The sequence below is a fragment of the Streptomyces gossypii genome (assembly GCF_025165795.1).
GTDB lineage: Bacteria > Actinomycetota > Actinomycetes > Streptomycetales > Streptomycetaceae > Streptomyces > Streptomyces gossypii.
On sequence record NZ_JAJAGO010000004.1, the window covers coordinates 329628 to 352492 of the forward strand.

21 protein-coding genes are annotated in these 22865 nt (G+C 71.6%); 14 read left to right on the plus strand and 7 right to left on the minus strand.

All coding sequences use genetic code 11. From position 1 onward, the window contains the following. Positions 1-64 precede the first annotated feature (64 nt). The 4 genes from LHJ74_RS10630 to LHJ74_RS10645 form a co-directional block, all read right to left on the minus strand. On the minus strand, positions 65-766 hold the full coding sequence (locus LHJ74_RS10630; RefSeq protein WP_260217659.1) for a response regulator: 702 nt from the start codon (positions 764-766) through the stop codon (positions 65-67). After that, on the minus strand, positions 763-2199 hold the full coding sequence (locus tag LHJ74_RS10635; RefSeq protein ID WP_446033483.1) for a sensor histidine kinase: 1437 nt from the start codon (positions 2197-2199) through the stop codon (positions 763-765). The genes LHJ74_RS10630 and LHJ74_RS10635 overlap by 4 nt, the downstream gene beginning before the upstream one ends. 131 nt (positions 2200-2330) lie before the next feature. Further along, entirely contained in the window at positions 2331-4532 is a 2202-nt protein-coding gene (locus tag LHJ74_RS10640; protein WP_375546715.1) for an MMPL family transporter, read from the minus strand. A gap of 191 nt (positions 4533-4723) precedes the next feature. Then, on the minus strand, positions 4724-5395 hold the full coding sequence (locus LHJ74_RS10645) for a tellurite resistance TerB family protein (RefSeq protein WP_260217872.1): 672 nt from the start codon (positions 5393-5395) through the stop codon (positions 4724-4726). A gap of 256 nt (positions 5396-5651) precedes the next feature. Between LHJ74_RS10645 and LHJ74_RS10650 the strand changes: the two genes are divergently transcribed. Next, a complete protein-coding gene (locus LHJ74_RS10650; RefSeq protein WP_260217661.1) occupies positions 5652-5870 on the plus strand; it encodes a hypothetical protein in 219 nt (72 codons plus the stop codon). Between the two features lie 68 nt (positions 5871-5938). Here LHJ74_RS10650 and leuA read toward each other — a convergent pair whose 3' ends face one another. Next, complete coding sequence (gene leuA / locus LHJ74_RS10655) at positions 5939-7747, minus strand: 2-isopropylmalate synthase (RefSeq protein WP_260217662.1); 1809 nt, start codon at positions 7745-7747, stop codon at positions 5939-5941. Positions 7748-8061: 314 nt separating this feature from the next. Here leuA and LHJ74_RS10660 point away from each other — a divergent pair, with 314 nt between their 5' ends. From LHJ74_RS10660 to LHJ74_RS10705, 10 genes are all read left to right on the plus strand, one after another. Beyond that, on the plus strand, positions 8062-9222 hold the full coding sequence (locus LHJ74_RS10660; RefSeq protein WP_260217663.1) for a M4 family metallopeptidase: 1161 nt from the start codon (positions 8062-8064) through the stop codon (positions 9220-9222). Positions 9223-9355: 133 nt separating this feature from the next. After that, positions 9356-9622: a protealysin inhibitor emfourin gene (locus LHJ74_RS10665; RefSeq protein WP_260217664.1), complete on the plus strand. Its 267-nt coding sequence runs from the start codon at positions 9356-9358 to the stop codon at positions 9620-9622. A gap of 2 nt (positions 9623-9624) precedes the next feature. Beyond that, positions 9625-10710, plus strand: coding sequence for an S-(hydroxymethyl)mycothiol dehydrogenase (locus LHJ74_RS10670; RefSeq protein WP_260217665.1), 1086 nt, complete (start codon positions 9625-9627; stop codon positions 10708-10710). Next, positions 10710-11333 carry an MBL fold metallo-hydrolase gene (locus LHJ74_RS10675; RefSeq protein WP_260217666.1) on the plus strand — a complete coding sequence of 208 codons (624 nt, stop codon included), beginning with the start codon at positions 10710-10712 and terminating at the stop codon, positions 11331-11333. Before LHJ74_RS10670 ends, LHJ74_RS10675 begins: the two co-directional genes overlap by 1 nt. A 398-nt stretch (positions 11334-11731) precedes the next feature. Further along, positions 11732-12826, plus strand: coding sequence for a carbohydrate kinase family protein (locus LHJ74_RS10680; RefSeq protein WP_260217667.1), 1095 nt, complete (start codon positions 11732-11734; stop codon positions 12824-12826). A 124-nt stretch (positions 12827-12950) separates the two neighbouring features. Beyond that, positions 12951-13982: a PhoH family protein gene (locus LHJ74_RS10685; RefSeq protein WP_260217668.1), complete on the plus strand. Its 1032-nt coding sequence runs from the start codon at positions 12951-12953 to the stop codon at positions 13980-13982. A gap of 12 nt (positions 13983-13994) precedes the next feature. Continuing rightward, the gene (gene ybeY / locus LHJ74_RS10690; protein WP_260217669.1) at positions 13995-14495 is read left to right on the plus strand and encodes an rRNA maturation RNase YbeY; all 501 of its coding nucleotides are present in this window, start codon (positions 13995-13997) and stop codon (positions 14493-14495) included. Further along, positions 14492-15832 carry a hemolysin family protein gene (locus tag LHJ74_RS10695; RefSeq protein WP_260217670.1) on the plus strand — a complete coding sequence of 447 codons (1341 nt, stop codon included), beginning with the start codon at positions 14492-14494 and terminating at the stop codon, positions 15830-15832. The genes ybeY and LHJ74_RS10695 overlap by 4 nt, the downstream gene beginning before the upstream one ends. Positions 15833-15857: 25 nt before the next feature. After that, on the plus strand, positions 15858-16220 hold the full coding sequence (locus LHJ74_RS10700; RefSeq protein WP_260217671.1) for an MmcQ/YjbR family DNA-binding protein: 363 nt from the start codon (positions 15858-15860) through the stop codon (positions 16218-16220). A gap of 143 nt (positions 16221-16363) precedes the next feature. Continuing rightward, positions 16364-17875 (plus strand): serine/threonine-protein kinase, encoded by a 1512-nt coding sequence (locus LHJ74_RS10705; RefSeq protein WP_260217672.1) that lies wholly within the window; start codon positions 16364-16366, stop codon positions 17873-17875. A 5-nt stretch (positions 17876-17880) separates the two neighbouring features. Here LHJ74_RS10705 and LHJ74_RS10710 read toward each other — a convergent pair whose 3' ends face one another. Beyond that, positions 17881-19359 (minus strand): MFS transporter, encoded by a 1479-nt coding sequence (locus LHJ74_RS10710; RefSeq protein WP_260217673.1) that lies wholly within the window; start codon positions 19357-19359, stop codon positions 17881-17883. Positions 19360-19510: 151 nt separating this feature from the next. On the opposite strand from LHJ74_RS10710, the gene LHJ74_RS10715 reads away from it, so the two are divergent. Beyond that, positions 19511-20374, plus strand: coding sequence for a helix-turn-helix transcriptional regulator (locus LHJ74_RS10715; RefSeq protein ID WP_260217873.1), 864 nt, complete (start codon positions 19511-19513; stop codon positions 20372-20374). Between the two features lie 57 nt (positions 20375-20431). Here the strand turns inward: LHJ74_RS10715 and LHJ74_RS10720 are convergent, their stop codons facing one another. Further along, positions 20432-21322, minus strand: a complete 891-nt coding sequence (locus LHJ74_RS10720; RefSeq protein ID WP_260217674.1) for a LysR family transcriptional regulator — start codon at positions 21320-21322, stop codon at positions 20432-20434. 106 nt (positions 21323-21428) lie between these two features. On the opposite strand from LHJ74_RS10720, the gene LHJ74_RS10725 reads away from it, so the two are divergent. After that, complete coding sequence (locus tag LHJ74_RS10725; protein ID WP_260217675.1) at positions 21429-22448, plus strand: aldo/keto reductase; 1020 nt, start codon at positions 21429-21431, stop codon at positions 22446-22448. Between the two features lie 38 nt (positions 22449-22486). Further along, positions 22487-22849 carry a cytidine deaminase-like protein gene (locus LHJ74_RS10730; protein WP_260217874.1) on the plus strand — a complete coding sequence of 121 codons (363 nt, stop codon included), beginning with the start codon at positions 22487-22489 and terminating at the stop codon, positions 22847-22849. Positions 22850-22865 lie beyond the last annotated feature (16 nt).

Below are 22865 nucleotides of genomic sequence, written 5' to 3' on the forward strand. Positions count from 1 at the left end.
GGCAGGGTGCGCCCGGAGCGGCGGGATCGGTCCCCGGAAGAGTGCGGCATGCCTGCATTCTCGCTCAGGTGGAGGCTCCCGGAGTCACCAGCCCGGATTCGTACGCGGCGATGACGAGCTGCGCCCGGTCCCGGACGGCCAGCTTGCCCATGATCCGGCTGACGTGGGTCTTGGCGGTGAGCGGGCTCAGCCCCAGCGACTCGGCAACCTCGGTGTTGTTCAGCCCCCGCGCCACCAGGCCGAGAACCTGCCGTTCGCGGGCGGAGAGCGCGGCCAGCGCGTCCGGCAGGGGGCCGCCGGGCGCGGGGGCCTCGGGGGCGCGCAGCACGCGTGCGATGAGCCGCGCGGTCGGCCCCGGCGACAGCAGCGCCTCCCCTGCGGAGACCGTGCGGATCGCGTCCAGCAGGTCGGCGGGCCTGGTGTCCTTGACAAGAAAGCCGGACGCCCCGGCGCGCAGCGCGTCGACGACATGCCCGTCGGTGTCGTAGGTGGTGAGCACGAGTACCCGCACCCCGGCCAGATCCTCATCGGCGGCGATCAGGCGGGTCGCCTCTATGCCGTCCAGGTCGGGCATCCGGATGTCCATCACGACGACGTCGGCCAAGGCGCTCCGGGCCATGGTCACGGCCTGGCGGCCGGTCCCGGCCTCGCCGACGACAACCATGTCGGGAGCGGACTCGATGAGCATGGCGAAGGCGGCACGTACGAGGGTCTGGTCGTCGGCCAGCAGCACGCGGATCGGCTGCGGCGGGCTGGTCGCGCTCATGGCGTGCCTTTCGGGGGGTCTTCTCGGACGGAGCTGGACGCGGACGCGGATGACGCGGGTCCAGAGGGTGCGGGCGGCGAGGGTGCGGGCGCGGAGGGTCCGGGGACCAGGGCGGGCTCGGGTGCCGTGCGGGCCTCGCTCGACCGCTCGGCCGTGCCCGGCACCGGCGTCAGCGGCAGCACGGCCCGCACCCGGAAGCCGGGCCCGTCCGGACACGGAGCGGCGTCCAGGGTGCCGCCGATGCTGCGGGCGCGCTCCCGCATCCCGGCGATGCCGAAGCCGGGCGGGCGGTCGGGCAGCTCGGTCGCGCGGCGTGCCGCCGGGCCGCCGTCGTCGCGGACGGTGACCCGCAGCGCGGCGTCGGCGCTCATCCGCTCCACCACCACGCTGACCGCGACCGCGGGGCCCGCGTGCCGTACCGCGTTCGTCAGGCTCTCCTGCACGATGCGGTACGCGGCGGCCCCGACAACCGCCGGGACCTGCACGGCAGGTTCGGTGGCAGCAGGATCGGCCGGATACTGCCGCAGGTCGACCCTGGCCCCCGCGCCCTCGGCCGCGCGGACCAGATCGGGCACGCCGGAGAGTCCGGGAAGCGGCCCGCCGCTGTTCACCTGCCCGCCCGACGGATCGTCAGCCCGCAGCACCTCCAGGGTGGTGCGCAGCTCGGCGCGGGCGTCGCGGCAGGTGTCGGCGATGCCGTCCAGCGCACGGGCGAGGGTCTCCCGGTCGAGCCGGTCGGGGTCGGCGACGAGGACGTGAGCCGCCACCGAGGTCTGCACGCCGATCAGGGTGATGCTGTGCGCGAGCAGGTCGTGCAGGTCGCGGGCGATGCGCAGCCGTTCCTCCGCGACCCGCCGCGCGGCCTCCTCCTCCCGGGTACGTTCCGCCCGTTCCGCCCGTTCGACGATCGCGGAAACGTAGTTGCGGTGGATGCGCACCGCCTCCCCGATCAGCACGAAGGCGAGCAGCCAGCCGAAGCTGCGCAGCATCTCGGGCACGTCGTGCGCCTGCCCGCCCGACCACATGACCATCACCATGACGCTGAGCGCCCCGCCGAGGGTGAGGAAGGTCCGCGTCGGCGGCCCGAGGATGGCGAGCGAGACCAGCGCGGCCAGTCCGGCCGGGACGGCGGCGGTGTGCACGTAATCCAGCGAGTGGTAGGGCCCCACCAGGCAGATCACGGCCATGGTCGTCAGCCAGGGCGCCCGTCTGCGGAAGATGAGCACAAGCGCGCTGGCGGTGAGCAGCGCCCAGCCGACGACGCTCGGCGGTTTGCCGTCGCTCTCGGGCAGCGTGGCGGCCAGGAGGGTCTGCACCACGAGCAGGATCGCGGCGAGGCCGAGATCCTTCCCGGGCAGGCTGCGGACGGTGGCCCGCCTCGGGATCAGCGCACGGGTGAGGGCGGCGGTGACCGGGTCTCTGGCTGGGTTCACGGGCTTCATCCTGCGTCATCGCGGGGGCGTGTGGAGGTGAATCCGTACGACTGTCCGTACGGCTGTGCGCGCGGGCAGGGCGGGGTGGACGCCTCGCGACGCCACCCCGCCCCTGGGGCTCTCCGACCCCGTCAGCCCACTTCCTGCCGGGTCGCGACCGGCCTCTCGTCGGGCACGCCGTCCGGCGCCTCGGACGCACGGGGACCACCGCGCGGGCCGGTCCTGGTGCCCTGCGTGTGGAAGAGCCGTCCCGGCCACCACACCCACCGCTTCAGCAGCAGGCTCGCCGAGGTGACCAGGTAGGTGCGCACCACGAAGGTGTCCAGCAGGACGCCGATCGCGATGATGAAGCCCAGCTCGGCCATCAGCACCATCGGCATGGTCGCCAGCACGCTGAACGTCGCGGCCAGCACGATCCCGGCCGAGGCGATGACGCCGCCCGTCGTCCGCAGCGCCTTGAGCGCCGCGTCCGGCACCTCCAGGCCCTTCAGCGACTCCTCCCGCATCCGGTGCATCAGGAAGATTCCGTAGTCGACGCCGAGGGCCACCAGGAAGACGAAGGCGAGCAGGGGCAGGCTGGCGTCCACTCCGCTGAAGCCGAAGACCGGTTCGAAGACCAGCCCGCCGATCCCCATCGCCGCACCCCAGGAGGCGGCCACGGCGACGATGAGCACCAGCGGCGCCGTCAGGCTGCGCAGCAACGCGATGAGCACGAGCAGCACCACCACGAGCACCAGCGGAATCACCTTCCACCGGTCGTCCGAGTTCGTGTCCGCCTCGTCGATCCGCTGTGCGGTGTCGCCGCCCACCAGTGCTTCCGCGCCCTCCAGCGCGTGCAGGTCAGCGCGCAGGGTCCGGACCGTTTCCTTCTCTCCGGCCGACTCGGGCCTGTCCTCGGCGAAGACCGAGATCTCCGTCCAGCCGTCGCCGCTGCGCCCCTTCTCCACATCGGCGACGCCGGGCGTCCGGCTCGCCTCCGCAAGCACCGTGTCCGCCGCGTCCGACTTCGCCATCACCGTGATCGGCTGGCTGTTGGAGCCGGGGTACGCCTCGCCGACTGTCTCCATGGCGGAGATCGACTCCGGCTTGTTGGTGAAGGTGTCCTCCTGCGCGGGCGTGCCGGGCAGGTTGAGCATGCCGATCGCCAGGGCCCCCAGCACCGCCATGCCGGTGATCAGGACCGTCGCCGGGCGGCGGCTGGCCGAGGTGCCCATCACGGCGAACAGGGACCGCCGCTGGGACGGTTCCGCGCCGTGACGCGGCACCAGCGGCCAGAAGACGCCGCGCCCGAGCAGCACCAGGATGGCGGGCAGCAGCGTCATCATCGCCACCAGCGCGCAGACCACACCGACCGCTCCGACCGGGCCGAGTCCGTTGCTGCTGTTCATGTCGGCGACGAGCAGGCACAGCAGGCCCAGCGTGACGGTGCCCGCCGATGCCAGGATGGCGGGGCCGCAGCCGCGCAGGGCTGCCGCCATCGCGTCGTACGGACGCTCGATACGGCGCAGTTCCTCGCGGTATCTGGCGACCAGCAGCAGTGCGTAGTCCGTACCGGCTCCGAAGATGAGGATGGTCATCACGCCCGAGCTGAGACCGGTGACGGTCAGGTCGAACGCCTGGACGAGGGCGTAGGTGACGGCCTGTGAGGTGAACGTGGCCGCGCCCACCACGACCAGCGGCACCAGCCACAGGAACGGGCTGCGGTAGGTGAGGATCAGCAGGATCGCGACAACGGCGGCCGTGCCGTACATGAGTGTGCCGTCGATGGATTCGAAGACGGCGTCCATGTCGGCCTCGAGTGCCCCCGCGCCGCCGACCTCCACGCTGAGCCCCTCGGGCGCGTCGCCCAGGCCGTCGCGGATGCCGGTGGCGGCCTCGATCCGCCGCTCCTCGCCCGACTCCCCGGTGATGGACATGACCGTCATCAGCGCCGTGCCGTCCTCGGAGGGCACCACCTGGGGCGTCGCGTCGCCCTTGAGCTCGTACTCGCCGGCGATCTCCGCCACCTGTTCACGGGCGAGCTCCCGGTCGGCGGCGGTCAGCCCGGCCTCGCGGTGGTGCACCAGGATGATGTCGACGGTGTCGCCGCCCGGAAGATCCTCCACCAGCTTCTGGACGCGGGTGGAGTCCGCACTCCCCGGCAGGTAGTCGACCGCGTCGTCGCGCGTCACATCGGCGAGCTTCGCGGCGAAGGGCACGGCGAGCGCGATGACCGCCACCCACAGGGCGAGAACCGCCCAGGGCACGACACGTCTGCGCCGTCGGTCTTGCTCTGGCGGCGGACCGTTCCGATCCGGCTCCGCCTCCCGGCGTGCTTCCGTTGCGGACCCCATGAGTGCCCCTCCTCGTTCACCTGACGTCTGTCGCTTAACAGATTTCCGTGCGCGAGGGGGGTCTTCATCGGCCGTGCGACCGAAGAGGCCGTTACTACCGGGGGTTGCACGGCCCGGGGACTAATCCCGGGGGAGTAACCGGGAGGCATCCCGGCGGGGCGGGAACACCGCGCCTCGGAACCCCTCGGGCGTCAGGACAGAGTGCGGGCAGCGGCGAGCAGCCGCTCGGTGTCCTCCGGGCGAATGGTCAGCGCCTGCCCGACGGTCTCGAGCACCTCGCGCTCGGCCGGCTGGTACGGCCCGTCGGCGAGCGCGACGGAGGCGCCCTGCAGCAGTAGCGCCTCCCGCCCCGCGGCGGCAAGATGCGGAGCCAGCGGGTGCAGTGCCCCGCGCAGCTCAGCCTGGGCGGCGTCGTCCCCTGCCGTCCCTTGGTCCGCGTGCAGCGCGGCGAGGAGCGTGAGCAGCTGCTCCTCGGTGCAGTCGGGGAATCCGGCGGCGCGGACCATCTCGACAGCCGCCCCGCGGCTCGCGGAGGCCTCGGTGCCGCCCGCCGCCAGCACGGAGAGCGCGACCGAGTGGACGGCGTCGCGCAGCATCGTGGAGAGCCGCTGGGTGGTGGGACCGTCCAGGCATTCGATGCCGAAGTGCGCACGGCAGGAGGCACATTCGGCTACCGGCCCGGCCGTGCCCCGGGGCAGCAGGGGGACGCCCAGCAGCACGAAGCGGCGGCGGCCCGTACGGCGGCGGTAGTTGCGGTCGCCCCCGCAGCCGGGGCAGAAGAACTCGCCGTCGTCGACGGTGCGCCATCGCGTACGGATGCCTGCGACGCGTGGGGACCAGCCTCGCCCGCCCCGGGAAAGCATCACCGCGCCGCACCTCCGTAACACTTCGGCAACGTTGCCGGATTGACGTGATATTAACCACCGACGCGAGACCGCGTCAGCACCTTGGCGCGCAGTTGTCCGAAAAGCCCTCGCACACACGGCCCTGACGTGCGGCTTCACCCCACCGGACACTTTGGGTAAATCACGCGAACGCGGTTGACGCGGCGGGGCTCGGCGCCTGTACCGACCTGTACGCATCTGTCCATGCCACGGCGGGCCTGCGACGCTGGGACACATGGCGCTAATGGTGGTGTTACTGAGCGCGGCAGCGGGCCTCATCGGCTGGAGCCTCGCCGTCCTCCGGCGCCGCGAGCGCAACCAGCACGGCGCGGCGCACCGGAGCGGCGCCGTCGCCCTGCGCGACGCGCGGCGCGACGCGCGGGTGATCTCCCGCGGGACCGCGGGCAGCGCGATCAGCGCCTTCAGCCGGAAGGACGGCCGCACCCCCCGCTGAGCGGCGTACGCGAAGACGACTCCGCCCCCACCGGCCGACCGGTGGGGGCGGAGCGGGCGGCGGGGCGGTCAGCCGCGTGCCGCCCGGTTGACTGCCGAGGTCACGGCCTTGATGGAGGCGCGGACGATGCTCGGGTCGATGCCCACACCCCACAGCACCTGATCACCGATGGTGCACTCGATGTAGGACGCGGCGAGCGCGCCCGCGCCCTCGCTCATCGTGTGCTCGACGTAGTCCAGCACCTGTACCTCGGTGTCGATGACGCGCAGCGCGTCGACGAACGCGGCCAGCGGACCGTTGCCCGTACCGGTCAGGACGGTGTCCCGGCCGTCCACCCGCGCCTCGACGGTGAGCGCGTCCTGGCCCGCACTGGTGGTGGAGGTCTGGGCGCTGCGCAGCGCGATCCGGCCCCAGCTGTCCTCCGGGGTGGGCAGGTATTCGTCCTGGAAGGCGGCCCAGATGGCGGCCGGGGTGACCTCGCCGCCGTCGGTGTCGGTCTTGCCCTGAATGATCTTCGAGAACTCGACCTGCATGCGGCGCGGCAGGGACAGGCCGTGGTCGCTCTTCAGGACGTAGGCGATACCGCCCTTGCCCGACTGGGAGTTCACCCGGATGACGGCCTCGTAGGAGCGCCCGACGTCCTTCGGGTCGATGGGCAGGTACGGCACCGCCCACTCGGCCTCGTCGAGCGGGGTGCCCTGCTCGGCGGCGGTGGCCTCCATCGCCTCGAAGCCCTTCTTGATGGCGTCCTGGTGGGAGCCGGAGAAGGCGGTGTAGACGAGGTCGCCCGCGTACGGGTGCCGGGGGTGGATCTCCATCTGGTTGCAGTACTCGGCGGTGCGCTTGATGTCGTCGATCCGCGAGAAGTCGATCTGCGGGTCGATGCCCTGGGAGAAGAGGTTCATCCCCAGGGTCACCAGGTCGACGTTGCCGGTGCGCTCGCCCTGGCCGAAGAGGCAGCCCTCGATCCGGTCCGCGCCCGCCATCAGGGCCAGCTCGGCGGCGGCGACGGCGGTACCGCGGTCGTTGTGCGGGTGCACGGACAGGCAGACGTGCTCCCGGCGTGAGAGGTGCCGGGACATCCACTCGAAGCGGTCGGCATGGGTGGAGGGCGTCGAACGTTCCACCGTCGCGGGCAGGTTGAGGATGATCTCGCGGCCCTCCTCGGGCTGCCAGACGTCCATCACGCCCTCGCAGACCTCCAGTGCGAAGTCCAGCTCGGTGTCGGTGAAGATCTCCGGGCTGTACTGGTATCCGAAGACCGTCTCCTCGCCGAGCAGTTTCTCGGCGTACTCCATGACCAGCCGGGTGCCGTCCACCGCGATCTGCTTGACCTCTTCGCGGGAGCCCCGGAAGACGACCTCGCGGAAGACGGGGGCGGTGGCGTTGTACAGATGCACCGTCGCCTGGTGGGCCCCGCGCAGCGACTTGACGGTCTGCTCGATCAGTTCCTCGCGGGCCTGCGTCAGGACGGAGATGGTCACGTCCTCGGGGATCGCGCCCTCTTCGATGATCGAGCGCACGAAGTCGAAATCGGTCTGGCCGGAGGAGGGGAAGCCGACCTCGATCTCCTTGTAGCCCATCGACACCAGCAGGTCGAACATGGCGCGCTTACGGGCGGGCGACATCGGGTCGATCAGCGCCTGGTTGCCGTCCCGCAGGTCCGTGGAGAGCCAGCGGGGGGCCTGGGTGACGCGCTTCTGGGGCCAGGTGCGGTCGGGGATGTCGACTGCCTCGTACTGGCCGTACCGGTGCACCGGCATGCCGGACGGGCGCTGGCGGACGCTCGCGGCGGTGAGGGGTGTGGCGGGGCGGACGGCGTCGGGATACACGGGGCGGGCGTGGGGAGACGCGTGCGAAGGCTGTGATGACGTCATGATGCGCTGGGCTCCTGCGGGTGGCTGAAGGGACCGACGGTGGCAGCACCGAACTCCGCGGGGAGGGTGCCGACCGATCGACTACAGACCCTCGCCGCGGCAGCTAAGGAGAAGCAGACCGAAACGCATGATGCCCACACCGTAACCGCAGGCATGCGGGATGCGCCCACGCGTATCACTATGCGGACGCGCTCGAGGGCAGTGTGCCCCGGCGGCGGTGACGGAAGGCGACGGGAGCGCGTCAATGAACTCCTTTTCGTGAATCCTCGCAGCAGCCAGTGACAGACTGATCTCCCAGTGTCACCTTGGCGGGTATGAACACACCGATCCCTCGCATCCGGCCCATCCACCCGGTCCGCTGCGGCATCGTGCCGCCGCATGTCCTGGACCAGCTTGCCCGTTCCGAGGACCCTGTCCTCGCCGGGCCCGCCCGCCGCACCCTGGAGCGGGACGCGGCGCAGCGCACCCGCCGCCAGATCACCGCCGTGCGCGGTCTCGCGGCGCCGTCCGTCCCCCGGCAGGCCGGACCGGCGGCCGCGCCGCAGCGCACCGTCTACGACGCCCGGCACAAGGAGACGCTGCCCGGCAAGCGGGTCCGCACGGAGGGCGGCAAGCCGGTCCGGGACGCCAGCGTCAACCGCGCGTACACCGGGCTCGGAGCGACCTTCGAGCTGTTCCTCAGCGCCTTCGCCCGTGACTCCATCGACGGCGCCGGGCTGCCGCTGGACGCGACGGTGCACTACGGCGAGGAGTACGGCAACGCCTTCTGGGACGGCGAGCGGATGGTGTTCGGCGACGGCGACGGCGAGGTCTTCCGCGACTTCACCCTCGCCCTGGACGTCATCGGGCACGAGCTGACGCACGGCGTCACGCAGTACACGGCCAATCTGGAGTACCTCGGGCAGTCCGGCGCGCTCAACGAGTCGGTCTCGGACGTCTTCGGTTCACTGATCAAGCAGCACGAGCAGGGCCAGTCCGCGGAGCAGGCGGACTGGCTGGTGGGCGCGGAGCTGTTCACCGACCGGGTGCAGGGCGATGCGCTGCGCTCGCTCAAGGCTCCCGGCACGGCGTACGACGACGATGTCCTCGGCAAGGATCCGCAGCCCGCCACCATGGAGGACTACGTACACACCTCGTCCGACAACGGCGGGGTGCACATCAACTCCGGCATCCCCAACCACGCCTTCTACACGCTCGCCACGGACCTGGGGGGCAATGCCTGGGAGCGTGCGGGCCAGATCTGGTACGACACGCTCACCTCCGAGGAGCTCGCGGCAGACGCCGGCTTCGCCGACTTCGCCGCGGCCACCCTCAGCGCCGCGCGGGCCCGCTTCGGAGCGGGCGACGAGGAGGCGGCCGTACTGCGTTCCTGGTCCGCGGTGGGTGTCACCCCGGCAGAGGCGACCCGGGCGGCTCGGGCGCCCGCGGCGGGCTCCAGGACCGCCGAAGAGACCCCGGCCGTCGAGGGCTCCTAGGGCCTTTGCGGTACACCCCGTACGAGGGCGGTCCTGCGCCTTGCGAGCGCGCACCGGATGCCGCGGGCTGGTCCTCAAAGGTCCACCGGAAAGGCCCTATAGTTTCCGCCCGCGGGCGAGCGAGGATGGCCCCATGCGCATCACCGTTGTCCGCACCGGCGGATTCGGGGGTCTGCCCCGCCGGGCCACCCTCGACACCAGCGCCCGTCCGGACGCCGACGAGCTGGCCTCGCTGACCCGGACAGCCCTGTCCGAGGGCCGCGAGGAACGCCCGATCGGCGTTCCCGACGGATTCAACTACGAGATCGAAGTGGACGGTGCCATCGCGTACTGCGCCGACCCGAGGCTGACAGACTCTCAGCGCACTCTGATCACCCGAGTTCTCAAGGAGGGCGCGTGAGCATGGCTCAGGAAGTACGCGGCGTCATCGCGGGCGGCAAGGACGAGCCGGTCCGTACGGAGACCATTCTCGTGCCGGACCCTGGCCCGGGCGAGGCCGTGGTGGAGGTGCGGGCCTGCGGTGTCTGCCACACCGACCTGCACTACCGGCAGGGCGGTATCAACGACGAGTTCCCCTTCCTGCTGGGGCACGAGGCCGCCGGATGGGTGGAATCCGTCGGCGAGGGCGTGACGGAGGTGGTGCCGGGCGATTTCGTCATCCTCAACTGGCGTGCCGTGTGCGGCCAGTGCCGGGCCTGCCGGCGCGGCCGCCCCTGGTACTGCTTCGACACGCACAACGCGCGGCAGCCGATGACACTGAAGGACGGCACCCCGCTCTCCCCCGCGCTGGGCATCGGCGCGTTCGCGGAGAAAACCCTGGTGGCGGCGGGTCAGTGCACCAAGGTCGACGCCGAGGTCTCCCCCGCGGTGGCGGGGCTGCTGGGCTGCGGCGTGATGGCGGGCATCGGCGCCGCGATCAACACCGGCGGGGTGGGCCGCGGCGACTCCGTCGCGGTCATCGGCTGCGGCGGCGTCGGTGACGCGGCCGTCGCCGGGGCGCGGCTGGCGGGCGCGGCCCGGATCATCGCGGTCGACATCGACGACCGCAAGCTGGAGACGGCGCTGAAGATCGGCGCCACGCACAGCGTCAACTCCCGCCGGGAAGACCCGGTCGAGGCGATCCGTGGGCTCACCGGCGGCTTCGGCGCGGACGTCGTGATCGAGGCCGTGGGCCGCCCCGAGACATACGAACAGGCTTTCTACGCACGGGACCTGGCCGGGACGGTGGTCCTGGTCGGCGTGCCCACGCCGGAGATGAAGCTGGAACTGCCGCTGCTCGACGTCTTCGGCCGCGGCGGTTCACTCAAGTCCTCCTGGTACGGCGACTGCCTGCCGTCCCGCGACTTCCCGATGCTCATCGATCTGCACCGGCAGGGGCGCCTCGACCTGGGGGCGTTCGTGACCGAGACGATCGGACTCGACGACGTGGAGCAGGCGTTCGAGCGGATGCACGCGGGCGATGTCCTGCGCTCGGTGGTGGTGTTCTGATGTGCGCCGCCCGTATCGAGAACCTGGTCACCTCCGGCACCTTCTCGCTGGACGGCGGCACCTGGGAGGTCGACAACAACGTCTGGATCGTCGGTGACGACACGGAGGCCGTCGTGATCGACGCGGCCCACGACGCCGACGCCATCGCGACGGCGCTGGACGGCCGGACGCTGCTCGCGATCATCTGCACCCACGCGCACGACGACCATGTCGGCGCGGCCCCGGAGCTCTCCCGTCGCACCGGCGCACCCGTGCTGCTGCACCCGGAGGACCTGCCGCTGTGGAAGCTGGCCCATCCGGACCGCGAGCCGGACGGCGAGCTGACGGACGGCCGGGTGCTGACCGTGGCCGGTACGGACCTGACGGTGCTGCACACGCCGGGGCACGCGCCGGGCGCCATCTGCCTGCACGTGCCTGAGCTGGGCACGGTCTTCAGCGGAGACACCCTCTTCCAGGGCGGGCCGGGGGCCACCGGGCGGTCGTTCTCCGACTATCCGACCATCCTCGAGTCGATCCGCGAACGGCTGCTGATCCTGCCCGACGACACGGTCGTACGGCCGGGGCACGGCGGCTCCACGACGATCGGTGCCGAGGCGGCCCAGCTGGCACCGCACACCGAGTGACTCACTGACGTCCTGCCCGCGCGCCACCAGGACCTGTCCGGGTCGGTGGTGCGCGGGCACCCGCGTGTGCGTGCCCGCGTGTGCGTACCGGCATGTGCGTACCGGCGTGTGCGTACCGGCGTTCCCGCCGGATGGAGCCGTTGTCAGAGGCGTGCGGTAGACAGCGGTAGGCAGGGCGCATCCGGAGACCGGTAACCGCCTCCGCCGGAAATTCATGGGCGGCCCGGGGGCGGCAGTCGCCGTACACGGGGGCACACTGGGCACAGAGCACGACGGGAGAGAGCACGGTGAGCACGGGCGACAGGCAGCACCACACACACCACCCCCCTCACGCACACGGCACGCACGCCCACGGGGCGCACGCGCGCACCGCGCACGCGGCCGTTCCACCGGGCAGCGTGACCGGGGGGCGCAGCCACCTGGACCCCCTCGCCGCGCTGCGTGCCCCGGGGGATCCGGCCTGCGACGTCTATCTGACCGGGACGGTCTTCCTCGACATCGTCTTCACCGGGCTGGACGCGGCGCCCGTGCGCGGCACCGAGTCCTGGGCCCGCGGCATGGGCTCCAGCCCCGGCGGTGTCGCCAACATGGCGACCGCGCTGGCCCGGCTCGGTCTGCGTACGTCACTCGCCGCGGCCTTCGGCGACGACATGTACGGCGACTACTGCCGGGACGCCCTGGAGCAGGGCGAGGGCATCGACCTGTCGATGTCGCACACCGTGCCCGGCTGGCACTCCCCGGTGACGGTCTCCATGGCCTACGAAGGCGAGCGCACCATGATCTCGCACGGGCACGAGGCGCCGCCCAAGGACGAGGTGCTGGAGGGGGGCCGGGAATGCCCGCCGCCGGCCCGCGCCTGTGTCGCCTCGCTGGTGCCCGGCGAGGCGCAGGAGTGGATCGCCACCGCGGCCAGGCGCGGCAGCCGGATCTTCGCCGACATCGGATGGGACGAGACGGGCGGCTGGGACTTGAGCGCGCTGCCCGACCTGGCGCACTGCGACGCGTTCCTGCCGAACGCGGTGGAGGCGATGAGCTACACCCGTACCGACTGCCCGCGCGCCGCCGCGCACCGGCTCGCCGAGCAGGTCCCGCTGGCCGTGGTGACGATGGGCGCGGAGGGCGCCTACGCGGTAGACGGCGGCACCGGCGAGTCCGCGCAGGTGCCCGCGATCGCGGTCGAGGCACTGGACACCACAGGTGCCGGGGACGTCTTCGTGGCGGGCTTCGTGATGGCCACCCTGGCGGGCTGGCCACTGGCCGACCGACTGGCGTGCGCGGGGCTGACGGCGGCGCTGTCGGTGCAGGAGTTCGGCGGGTCGCTCTCCGCTCCCGGCTGGGCCGAGGTTGCCGCCTGGTACCAGCACGTGCGGTCGTACGACGTCCAGGACCCGGCGGCGCTGCGCCGCTACGGTTTCCTGGACGCACTCCTCCCCCGCTGCGCCCGCGCCTGGCCCCTCCGCCGCGCAGTGCCCACCATCGGCTTCCGCGCATGACCCTCGGCTGCCGCACGAAGAAGTGCCCCGCAAAACCACTCGGGCATGTCGGCGGTGCGTCGTACCCTGGTCTATACAGATCCCAGCAGCGAAGAGAGGGATGAGCAGGCCCCAGAGGCCGCCCATGACGCAGACAACCACGACTCAAGACACCGCCCGCTTCGCCGTCCCGTCGAAGCACCCGATGGTGACCGTGCTGGGATCCGGCGACTCCCTGCTGCGTGTCATCGAGACGGCGTTCCCCGAGACGGACATCCATGTCCGGGGCAACGAGATCACGGCGACCGGCGAAAGCCGGGAGGTCGAGCTGATCCAGCGGCTCTTCGACGAGATGATGCTGGTGCTGCGCACCGGTCAGCCGATGACCGAGGACGCGGTGGAGCGCACGATCTCCATGCTCCGCAAGTCGGACGCCGGAGAGGGCGGGGGCCACGCCGCCCCGGCCGAGGTGCTCACGCAGGACATCCTCTCCAGCCGCGGCCGGACCATCCGGCCCAAGTCGCTCAACCAGAAGCGGTACGTCGACGCGATAGACGCGCACACCGTCGTCTTCGGCATCGGCCCGGCAGGCACCGGGAAGACGTATCTGGCGATGGCCAAGGCGGTGCAGGCGCTGCAGTCCAAGCAGGTCAACCGGATCATCCTGACCCGGCCCGCCGTCGAGGCGGGTGAGCGGCTCGGCTTCCTGCCCGGCACGCTCTACGAGAAGATCGACCCCTACCTGCGTCCGCTCTACGACGCGCTGCACGACATGCTGGATCCGGATTCGATCCCCCGACTGATGGCGGCGGGGACGATCGAGGTCGCTCCGCTGGCCTACATGCGGGGGCGGACGCTCAATGACGCCTTCATCATCCTGGACGAAGCGCAGAACACCAGCCCGGAACAGATGAAGATGTTCCTGACCAGGCTCGGTTTCGAATCCAAGATCGTGATCACCGGCGACGTCACCCAGGTGGACCTGCCGGGCAGCACGAGAAGCGGGCTGCGGCAGGTGCAGGAGATCCTGGAGGGGGTCGAGGACGTGCACTTCTCCCGGCTCACCAGCACCGACGTCGTCCGGCACAAGCTCGTGGGCCGTATCGTCGACGCGTACGAACGCTACGACGACCGCACGTCGCCGGACGGCACCGCCCCGAGTAACGGAAAACGCTGAGACCAAGCCCTCATGTCGATCGAAGTCAACAACGAGTCCGGCCGGACGGTCGACGAGCAGTCGCTCCTCGACATCGCCCGGTACGCCCTGACCCGGATGCGCATCCATCCGCTCTCCGAGCTCTCGGTGATCGCCGTGGACTCCGACGCCATGGAGCAGCTGCACCTGCAGTGGATGGATCTGCCGGGTCCCACCGATGTGATGTCCTTCCCGATGGACGAGCTGCGGCCGCCCGCGCGGGACGAGGAGGATCCGCCGCAGGGCCTCCTCGGTGACATCGTGCTGTGCCCGGAGGTCGCCGAGAAGCAGGGTGCCGAGGCGCCGACGGAGCACTCCATGGACGAGGAGCTGGCGCTGCTCACCGTCCATGGCGTGCTGCATCTGCTCGGTTACGACCACGAGGAGCCTGGCGAGCGGGCCGAGATGTTCGGTCTCCAGGCGGCGATCGTCGACGGCTGGCGTGCCGAGCAGGGCCTCGAGGGGCCCTCGCCCGCTCCCACCACCACCTCGTGACCGCGCGTCTGATCGGCGCGGCGATCGCCCTGGTGGTTGTCGCGTGGCTGGCGGCCTGCGCGGAGGCGGGCCTCGCCCGTACGACGAGCTACCGGGCGGAGGAGGCCGTCCGCACCGGCCGGCGGGGTGCGGGCAAGCTGGCGGCCGTCGCCGCCGACCCGACGCGCTATCTCAATCTGGCGCTGCTGCTGCGGGTGGCCAGCGAGATGGCGGCCGGAGTGCTGGTCACCTATGCCGCTCTGCGCTATTTCTCGGAGACCTGGGAGGCGCTGACGGTCGCGATCGGCGTGATGGTGCTGGTGTCGTATGTCGCGGTGGGCGTCTCACCGCGCACCATCGGCCGGCAGCACCCGCTGAACACGGCGACCGCCGCCAGCTATGTGCTGGTGCCGCTGGCGAGCGTGCTGGGGCCGGTGCCTCAGCTGCTGATCCTCCTCGGTAACGCGCTGACGCCGGGCAAGGGTTTCCGCAAGGGCCCGTTCGCCAGTGAGGCGGAGCTGCGGGCGCTTGTCGACGTGGCGGAGCGGGATTCGCTGATCGAGGCGGAGGAGCGGAAGATGGTCCACTCCGTCTTCCAGCTCGGTGACACCCTGGTGCGCGAGGTGATGGTGCCGCGCACCGATCTGATCACCGTCGAGCGGTACAAGACCGTCCGCCAGGCGCTCACGCTCGCTCTGCGCTCCGGTTTCTCCCGTATCCCGGTCGTCGGTGAGAGCGAGGACGACGTGGTGGGCATCGTCTACCTCAAGGATCTGGCCCGGAAGGTCCACATCAGCCGGGAGGCCGAGACCGAGGTGGTCTCCACCGCGATGCGTCCGGCGGCCTTCGTGCCGGACACCAAGAACGCGGGTGACCTGCTGCGCGAGATGCAGCAGGACCGCATCCATGTCGCCGTCGTCGTCGACGAGTACGGTGGCACGGCGGGGGTGGTGACCATCGAGGACATCCTGGAGGAGATCGTCGGCGAGATCACCGACGAGTACGACCGCGAGCTGCCTCCGGTGGAGGATCTGGGCGACGGCCGCTACCGGGTGACCGCCCGGCTCGATCTGGGCGATCTCGGCGAGCTCTACGACCTGGCCGGCCTGGACGACGAGGACGTCGAGACGGTGGGCGGGCTGCTGGCCAAGTCGCTGGGCCGGGTGCCGATCGCCGGTGCGGCCACCACGGTCGATGTCACCGAGGACCGCTCCGACCCGACGCTGACCGGGCTGCGGCTGACCGCCGAGTCCCCGGCAGGCCGCCGCAACCGCATCGTCACGGTCCTGGTGGAGCCGGTACGAACCTCCCCGGAGGCGGGCACCGGGGGCGACGCCCCCGCTCCGGCGGACAGCTGACCTGTCCCGTCGGCATACTGGCGGTATGACACCCGATGAGCTCAGGACGGCCTGCCTCGCGCTGAACGGCGCCGTCGAGGAGTTCCCGTTCCCCGGGAACCCGGAGCTGTCGACGTTCAAGGTGGCCGGGAAGATCTTCGCGTTCAGCGCGCTGGACGGCGAACCGCTCCAGGTGAGCCTGAAGTGCGAGCCCGCGCTGGCCGTGCAGCTGCGGGCGGCGCACCCGGCCATCACGCCGGGCTACCACCTCAACAAACGGCACTGGAACACCGTGACCCTGGACGGCTCACTGCCGGAGGCGATGGTGCGTGACCTGATCGAGGACTCCTGGGACCTCGTCGTCGCCGGACTCCCCCGCGCCACGCGGCACTCCCTGGACGCGAGCTGAGAGAACGCCCGGTCAGGCCGCCAGGTGCCGGTGCCACTCCGGGCCCCGTTTACGCCCACAAGTCGCCCCGCCCGCCCGCTCGTCGCCCCTCACCCGGGGCGCTACCCTGCTGACAGCCGCGGCAGATAGCGTACGGGGGAAACGTGGCACAGGGGACACAGCAGGGGCAGTTGATCGGCGGCCGCTACCGCCTTTCCCGCATCCTGGGCACCGGCGGGTTCGGGCGGGTCTGGGAGGCCCGCGACGAGACGCTCCAGACCGACGTGGCGGTCAAGGAGCTGATGCTTGAGCAGGGGCTGTCCCCGGCCGCCCGGCAGGACCGCTTACACCGGGCTGGACGCGAAGCGCGGAACGCCGCGAAACTTCGGGACCATCCCCACATCGTCAGCATCCATGACGTCGTCCTCGTGGACGGGGCCCCGTGGATCGTGATGCAGCTGGTGTCCGGGGGCACGCTCCAGGAGCGCCTCCGGAAGAAGCGCCACCTGTCCGTGGACAGCACCGCGAAGGTCGCCGAGGCGCTCCTGGAGGCCCTCCGGGCAGCACACGAACAGGGCATCGTGCACCGCGACGTCAAACCGGCGAACGTCATGGTGACCGCGGACCGCACAGTTCTGCTCACCGACTTCGGCATCGCGGTCAATCAGACCGATTCGACGCTGACCGCCACGGGACTGATCATCGGCTCGCTCCCCTACCTCTCGCCGGAGCGGGCACACGGTGAGGGGGGACGGGCCGAGAGCGACCTCTTCTCGCTGGGGACGACGCTCTACGAGGCAGTCGAAGGGAACTGCCCGTTTCACCGGGAGAGCCCGGCCGGATCGCTGCACGCGGTGGCCTACGAAGAGGTCCCTCCGATGCGGCGTGCCGGGCGCCTGGAACCGCTGATCGCAGGCCTGCTGGCGAAGGAGCCGGGCGACCGCCCGGCGGTCGACGAGGCGCTCGGCCTGCTCAAGTCCTCGAAGCAGAAGCCCAAGCCACCGCCCGGACCCAAGACGACGCCGAAGCCGGGGGCGAAGACGGCGGGCGCGGGCACCGGCACCGGCACAACCAAGACGAAGACCAAGACCAGGGCCACCATCCCGGTCAAGCCCCCACCACGGACTCGGGTGATGCCGAGCCCGACGCCAAAACCGAAGCCCAAGCCAAAACCGAAGCCGACGCCGAAGCCGACGCCCACGCCCACGCCCACGCCGCCGAGCCGGAGCACGCCGCAAAGCAGCACGAAGCCCAAGGAGTCGAGCAATGGAGGAGCGGTCGCCTTCGGCTGGCTCTGTGCGGCCGTCGTGGTGCTGGGCCTCCTCTACACCGAGCACGAGTCCTTCGCCAACTGGGTCAGCGCCGACCTGAACGGCGACCTCGCCGCTGCCCAGGTCGACGACTGCGTCCATTACGTCGCTCCCCACGCGGAGGACGGGGAGCAGGTCGCCGGTGAGTGGGTCGAGGTCCCCTGCTGGTCCGCTGCCACCAAGTACACCGTCGTGAAGCGGCTTTCGGCCTCGGCCACCTCGACCGGTCTGTCCGGCACGACGGGCTCAACCCCCACAGGCTGTGCAAGCAAGGTGGCGTGGAGAAGCAGCACCGACAGCTACCGCACCATCCCGTTCCGCGGCCCGAACGAGCAGGCGTGGGAACTCTGCGTCATGTCCCGCTGAAGAGCTCACGCGCGGGCCCGCAGCTTGTCCGCCAGACCGACGGCCACCAGCGCGGCCACCGTCACCAGGACCACCGCGTCCGCCCCCATGCCCAGCCGCAGGCCGCCCAGCAGCGCCTCGGAGGCCGAGGAGCCGTCGGCGTCCAGGGACTCGGTCCGGCTGGAGGACAGAGCGCTCAGCAGCGGGATGCCCAGAGTCAGCCCGACCTGCTGGGCGCTGGTGACCAGGCCGGTGGCCAGACCCTGCTCGCTGTCCGGGACACCCGAGGTGACCGTCAGTCCGTAGGAGACGACGGCGAAGAGGTGGCCGAAGCAGGCGAGTGAACCGGCGGTGAGGATCAGCCAGGTGCCCGCGGCGCTCTCGTCGATCAACAGCAGCACGCTGGAGAAGAGGCCCTGCACCAGCAGGCCCGCGACCAGCGTGCGTGCCGCCCCGAACCTCCCCACCAGCCGGGGGGCGACGATCCCGCCCGCCACCGCCGCCAGCCCGATCACGCCGAAGACCAGGCCGGACTTCATGGGGGTCATGCCGCGCACGTCCTGGAGATACAGGGTGGCGAGGAATATGACCGAACTCATCATCGAGAAGGCGGCGAGTCCGCCGAGGATGCCCCAGGAGACCGTACGGCGGCGCAGCATCCGCAGATCGACCAGCGGCTGTTCGGTGCGGGACTCGGCCCAGACGAAGAGCAGCAGGAGCACCGCACCCGCGACCAGCGCGCCGATCACGTCCGCGCGGCCGAAGCCGTGCTCGGCGGCGGTCGACAGGGCGTAGATCACCGACAGCAGTCCGCCGGTGATGGTGACCGCACCGGGGACGTCCAGCCGCGGTCGGCCGCTGCGGCGGCTCTCCGTCAGCAGGGCCGGGGCGAACAGGGTGACGACGGCTCCCGCCGCCGCCAGCAGCGCCATGGTGGAGCGCCAGCCGAAGGCGTCCGTGAGGACCCCGCCGAGCACCATGCCGACGGTGAATCCGAGGGCCATCAGCGCTCCGCTGACACTCAGCGCGCGGGCCCGCTGCGGCCCTTCGGGGAAGGTGGTCGTCAGCAGCGACATCCCGGCCGGGACGATGACCGCGGCGGCCACGCCCTGCAGTGCGCGGCCTGCGAGCAGCGAGGCCGGGTTCCAGGCGAGTGCGGCCAGCAGGGACGCCGCAGTGAAGGCGACGAGTCCGGCGAGGAAGAGCCGCCTGCGGCCGTACAGGTCGGCGACGCGTCCGAAGAGCAGCAGCAGGCCCCCGGACGGCAGTGCGAAGGCGGTGATCGCCCACTGGAGGTCGGCGCGGGCGAAGCCGAGGTCGGCGCCCATCGTGGGAAGGGCGACGTTCAGGATGGAGAAGTCGAGGGCCACCATGAACTGCGCGGCGCACAGGACGGCGAGGATCATCCTGTCGCGGGAGGTCAGCCGCTGTGCGTCCGGCGGGGGCGGGGGTGTGAGCCGCGGGGATCCGGCGGACGTCCCCCGGCGGGTATCTGTTGTTGCCATGCACATGAGCCTGCGGCCGGGGAACAGATCGTGGGGAGTGGGTGCTTCACCTGGTGGCCCGACCACCAGTCGAAGGGCCACCAGTCGAGGGCTACGGCCGAGGGGGAGAAACGTGGCGCGTCCGATCGCTGCCGTCACCGCGCGGGGGAGCATGCCCGCCACCAGATCACGGCGCCAGCAGGAGCTGCGCGACTTCCTGATGACCCGCCGGGCGCGGGTCAGCCCGGCCGATGTGGGGCTGCCGGACGGCGGCGGCCGTCGCCGTACGCCGGGGCTGCGCCGCGAGGAGGTCGCGGTGCTCGCGGGGGTCGGTGCCTCCTGGTACCAGTGGCTGGAGCAGGGGCGGGACATCACCGTCTCGCCGCAGGTGCTCGACGCGGTGGCGCGGGTGCTGCGGCTGAGCGACGCAGAGCGGCGCCACCTGTACATCCTGGCCGGGCTCAACCCGCCGCTGGCCCGCTCGGAGTTCGAGCCGGGCCACCTGTGCGGCGGGTTCAGACGGCTGATCGACGCCTGGATGCCGTTCCCGGCGCACATCCTCGATGCGTACTGGAACGCGATCGCACTCAACGACGCGGCGAGGCTGGTGTTCGGCCTGCACGTGGGCGACAACTGCCTCACGAGCTTCTTCACCGACCCCGTGTACCGGGGAAGGCTGACGTCCTGGGAGAGGACTGCTCCCGCGGTGGTGGCCCAGTTCCGGCAGTCGCAGGCGGAACGGCCGGAGGATGAGGGCTTCCGACTGCTGTTCGACCAGCTGACCGCCGAGAGTGAGGAGTTCACCGAGCTGTGGGCGCGCGGCGATGTGCAGCCGGGCGGGCAGCTGCGGAAGGAGGTCGAGCACCGGGTGGTCGGCGCGCTGTTCTTCGAGAGCAGCCATCTGCATGTCCCGGCCCGCCCGGACCTGACGATCGTGCTGCACAACCCCGTCCCGGACACCGGCACGGTGGGGAAGCTGGAACACCTCATCGCCTCGGAGGGGTGCCGCCCCCATCTGCGCCCGATGGCAGGCTGAGGCATCCGGGAGCTCGGGCGGTGCGGGCTCGGGCGGTGCGGGCTCGGGCGGCCCTGATCACGCCGTAACCGGCGACGCGGGCGGGAAAGCCGTCAGGAACTCGGCGATCTCCGCGCGCGTGTCGTCCGCCCGCCAGACCAGGGCCAGTTCGCACGGCGCCAGTCCGTCCACCGGCAGGTGCATCAGGTCGGGCCTCGGGTAGAGGCGCGCGTTCCCCTCTGACAGCAGCACCACACCGAGGCCCGCCGCCACCACCTCGAACACCTCGTCAGGCGATGCCGCCTCGGCTCCGATCACCGGCTCCCGGCCTTCCCGCTCGTCGAGCGCCAGCCAGAAGTCCCGCAGCACCCCGGCCGCGCGCGGCAGCGCCACGAAGGGCTCGTCGAGCAGTTCGGCGAACGGGACTGAGTCGCCGCCCGCGAGCCGGTGCCCGAGCGGCAGGGCCACCCAGCGCGCCTCGCGTACCAGCACCCGCGAAGCCAGGCCCCCGGGCACCGGCTCGGGCACCGGGAGCCACAGGAACGCCACGTCCGAACCGCCGTCGGCCAGCCCTGCGGTGGGATCCTCCCAGCTGACGAGGCGCAGCGAGAACCGCCAGCCACGCTTCCGGAGCGCGCTCAGCGCCTCCCGCTGAAGATCGCGGCCGACGGCCGTCTGCATGCCGACGGTGAGCGAGACCCCCGCCCCCGCCGTACGGGCCTCGCGGAGCGTGCGCTCCCAGCCCGCGACCAGCGCACGCGCACCCGGCAGCAGCGCCTCCCCCTCGGCGGTCAGCGTCACGGCACGGGCCTGTCTCTCGAAGAGGTGCAGCCCCAACTGCCTTTCCAGTGCCCGGATCTGCTTGGAAAGGGCGGGCTGTGAGACATACAGGCGCTCGGCGGCACGAGTGAAGTGCAGTTCCTCGGCGACGGTTATGAAGTAGCGCAGGTCGCGCACGTGGACGTCCATAACCCCTGGTTATAGCCGAAGGTCTTGGACGGCGGGCCCGGGCGGGTCCGAGAGTGGTGCGCAGCCGGGCAGCCGCCCGGAAACGGCACAACCGCCAGGAGTCTCCGTGAACCAGCTCCGCTCCCGCACCCTGGGGGATCTGACCACCTCCTCGATCGGCTTCGGCGCCATGGTGCTCTCGCCCGGCGTGTACGGCGAGATCGACGACGACCGCGCCGGGACCGCACTGCGGGCCGCACTCGACGAGGGCGCCACCCTGATCGACACCTCCGACGGCTACGGCGCGGACGGCCACAACGAGCGCGTCGTCGGCAAGGCGGTGCGCGGCCGTCGGGACGAGGTGGTCCTCGCCACGAAGTTCGGCTTCCGCATCCCCGAGGGCGCCGCACCGCACCGCTTCCCCGTCACGTACGCCTTCGGGGAACTGGCGGTGAACGCCGAGCCGAAGCACATACGCGGCTACGCCGAGCAGTCGCTGCGCAATCTCGGCACCGACGTGATCGACCTGTACTACCCGCACTTCCCCGACCCGGAGGTCCCGTTCGAGGACACCGTCGGAGCGGTCGCGGACCTCATCGACGGCGGCCTGGTACGGCAGCTGGGTCTTTCCAACGTCACCGCCGGCCAGCTGCGCCGCGCGCACGCGGTGCACCCGGTCGCCGCCGTACAGACCCAGTGGTCGATGTGGCAGCCGGTCGACCCCGAGCTGTACGCCGCCGCGCGGGAGCTGGGCGTGGGCATCGTGGCCTGGAGCCCGCTGGGCGGCGGCTTCCTCACCGGCACCGTACGGCAGCTCGACGAGGGCGACTTCCGGCAGCAGATTCCGCGCTTCGACGCCGCCAACCTGCGGGCGAACAACGACCGGTACGCCCCGCTGCGCTCCATCGCCGCCGACCTGGGCCTGACCCCGGGGCAGCTGGCACTGGCCTGGCTGCTGCACCAGTACGAGCACGTGGTGCCGATCCCGGGCAGCCGCACCCCCGCGCACATCGCGGAGAACCTCTCGGCGGCGGGGGTCGGACTGCACCCCGACACGCTCGCCCGGATCGAAGGGGCGCTGGCCGCCTTCACCCCCGAGGGGACGGGCGCGCTGCTCCGCGGGACGGAGCCCGGGGAGCAGGACTGAGCTGGGACGCCCCGTGGGAGGTGCCCGTGCCGCCGCCTATGCTCATGCGTATGAGTGACGAGGCGCTGGACCCGGAAGACCGCAAGATCCTCACCCTCGCGCGCAGCGCACGCGCCCGCAACGGCGTGCCGGAGGGCGCGGCGGTACGGGACGACACGGGGCGCACCTATGTGGCCGGGTCGGTCGATCTGCCCTCGCTGCGGCTGAGCGCGCTGCGTGCGGCGGTCGCGATGGCGGTCTCGTCGGGCGCCACCTCGCTGGAGGCGGCGGCGGTGGTCTCGGCGGAGGAGGAGGTGCCCGCCGACGACCTCAGCGCCGTACGGGACCTGGGCGGCGCGGCCACACCCGTGCTGCTGGCGGGGCCGGACGGCGTGCTGCGGGCCACCCTCGCGGCGGGCTGATCCGACCCGGCGCGCA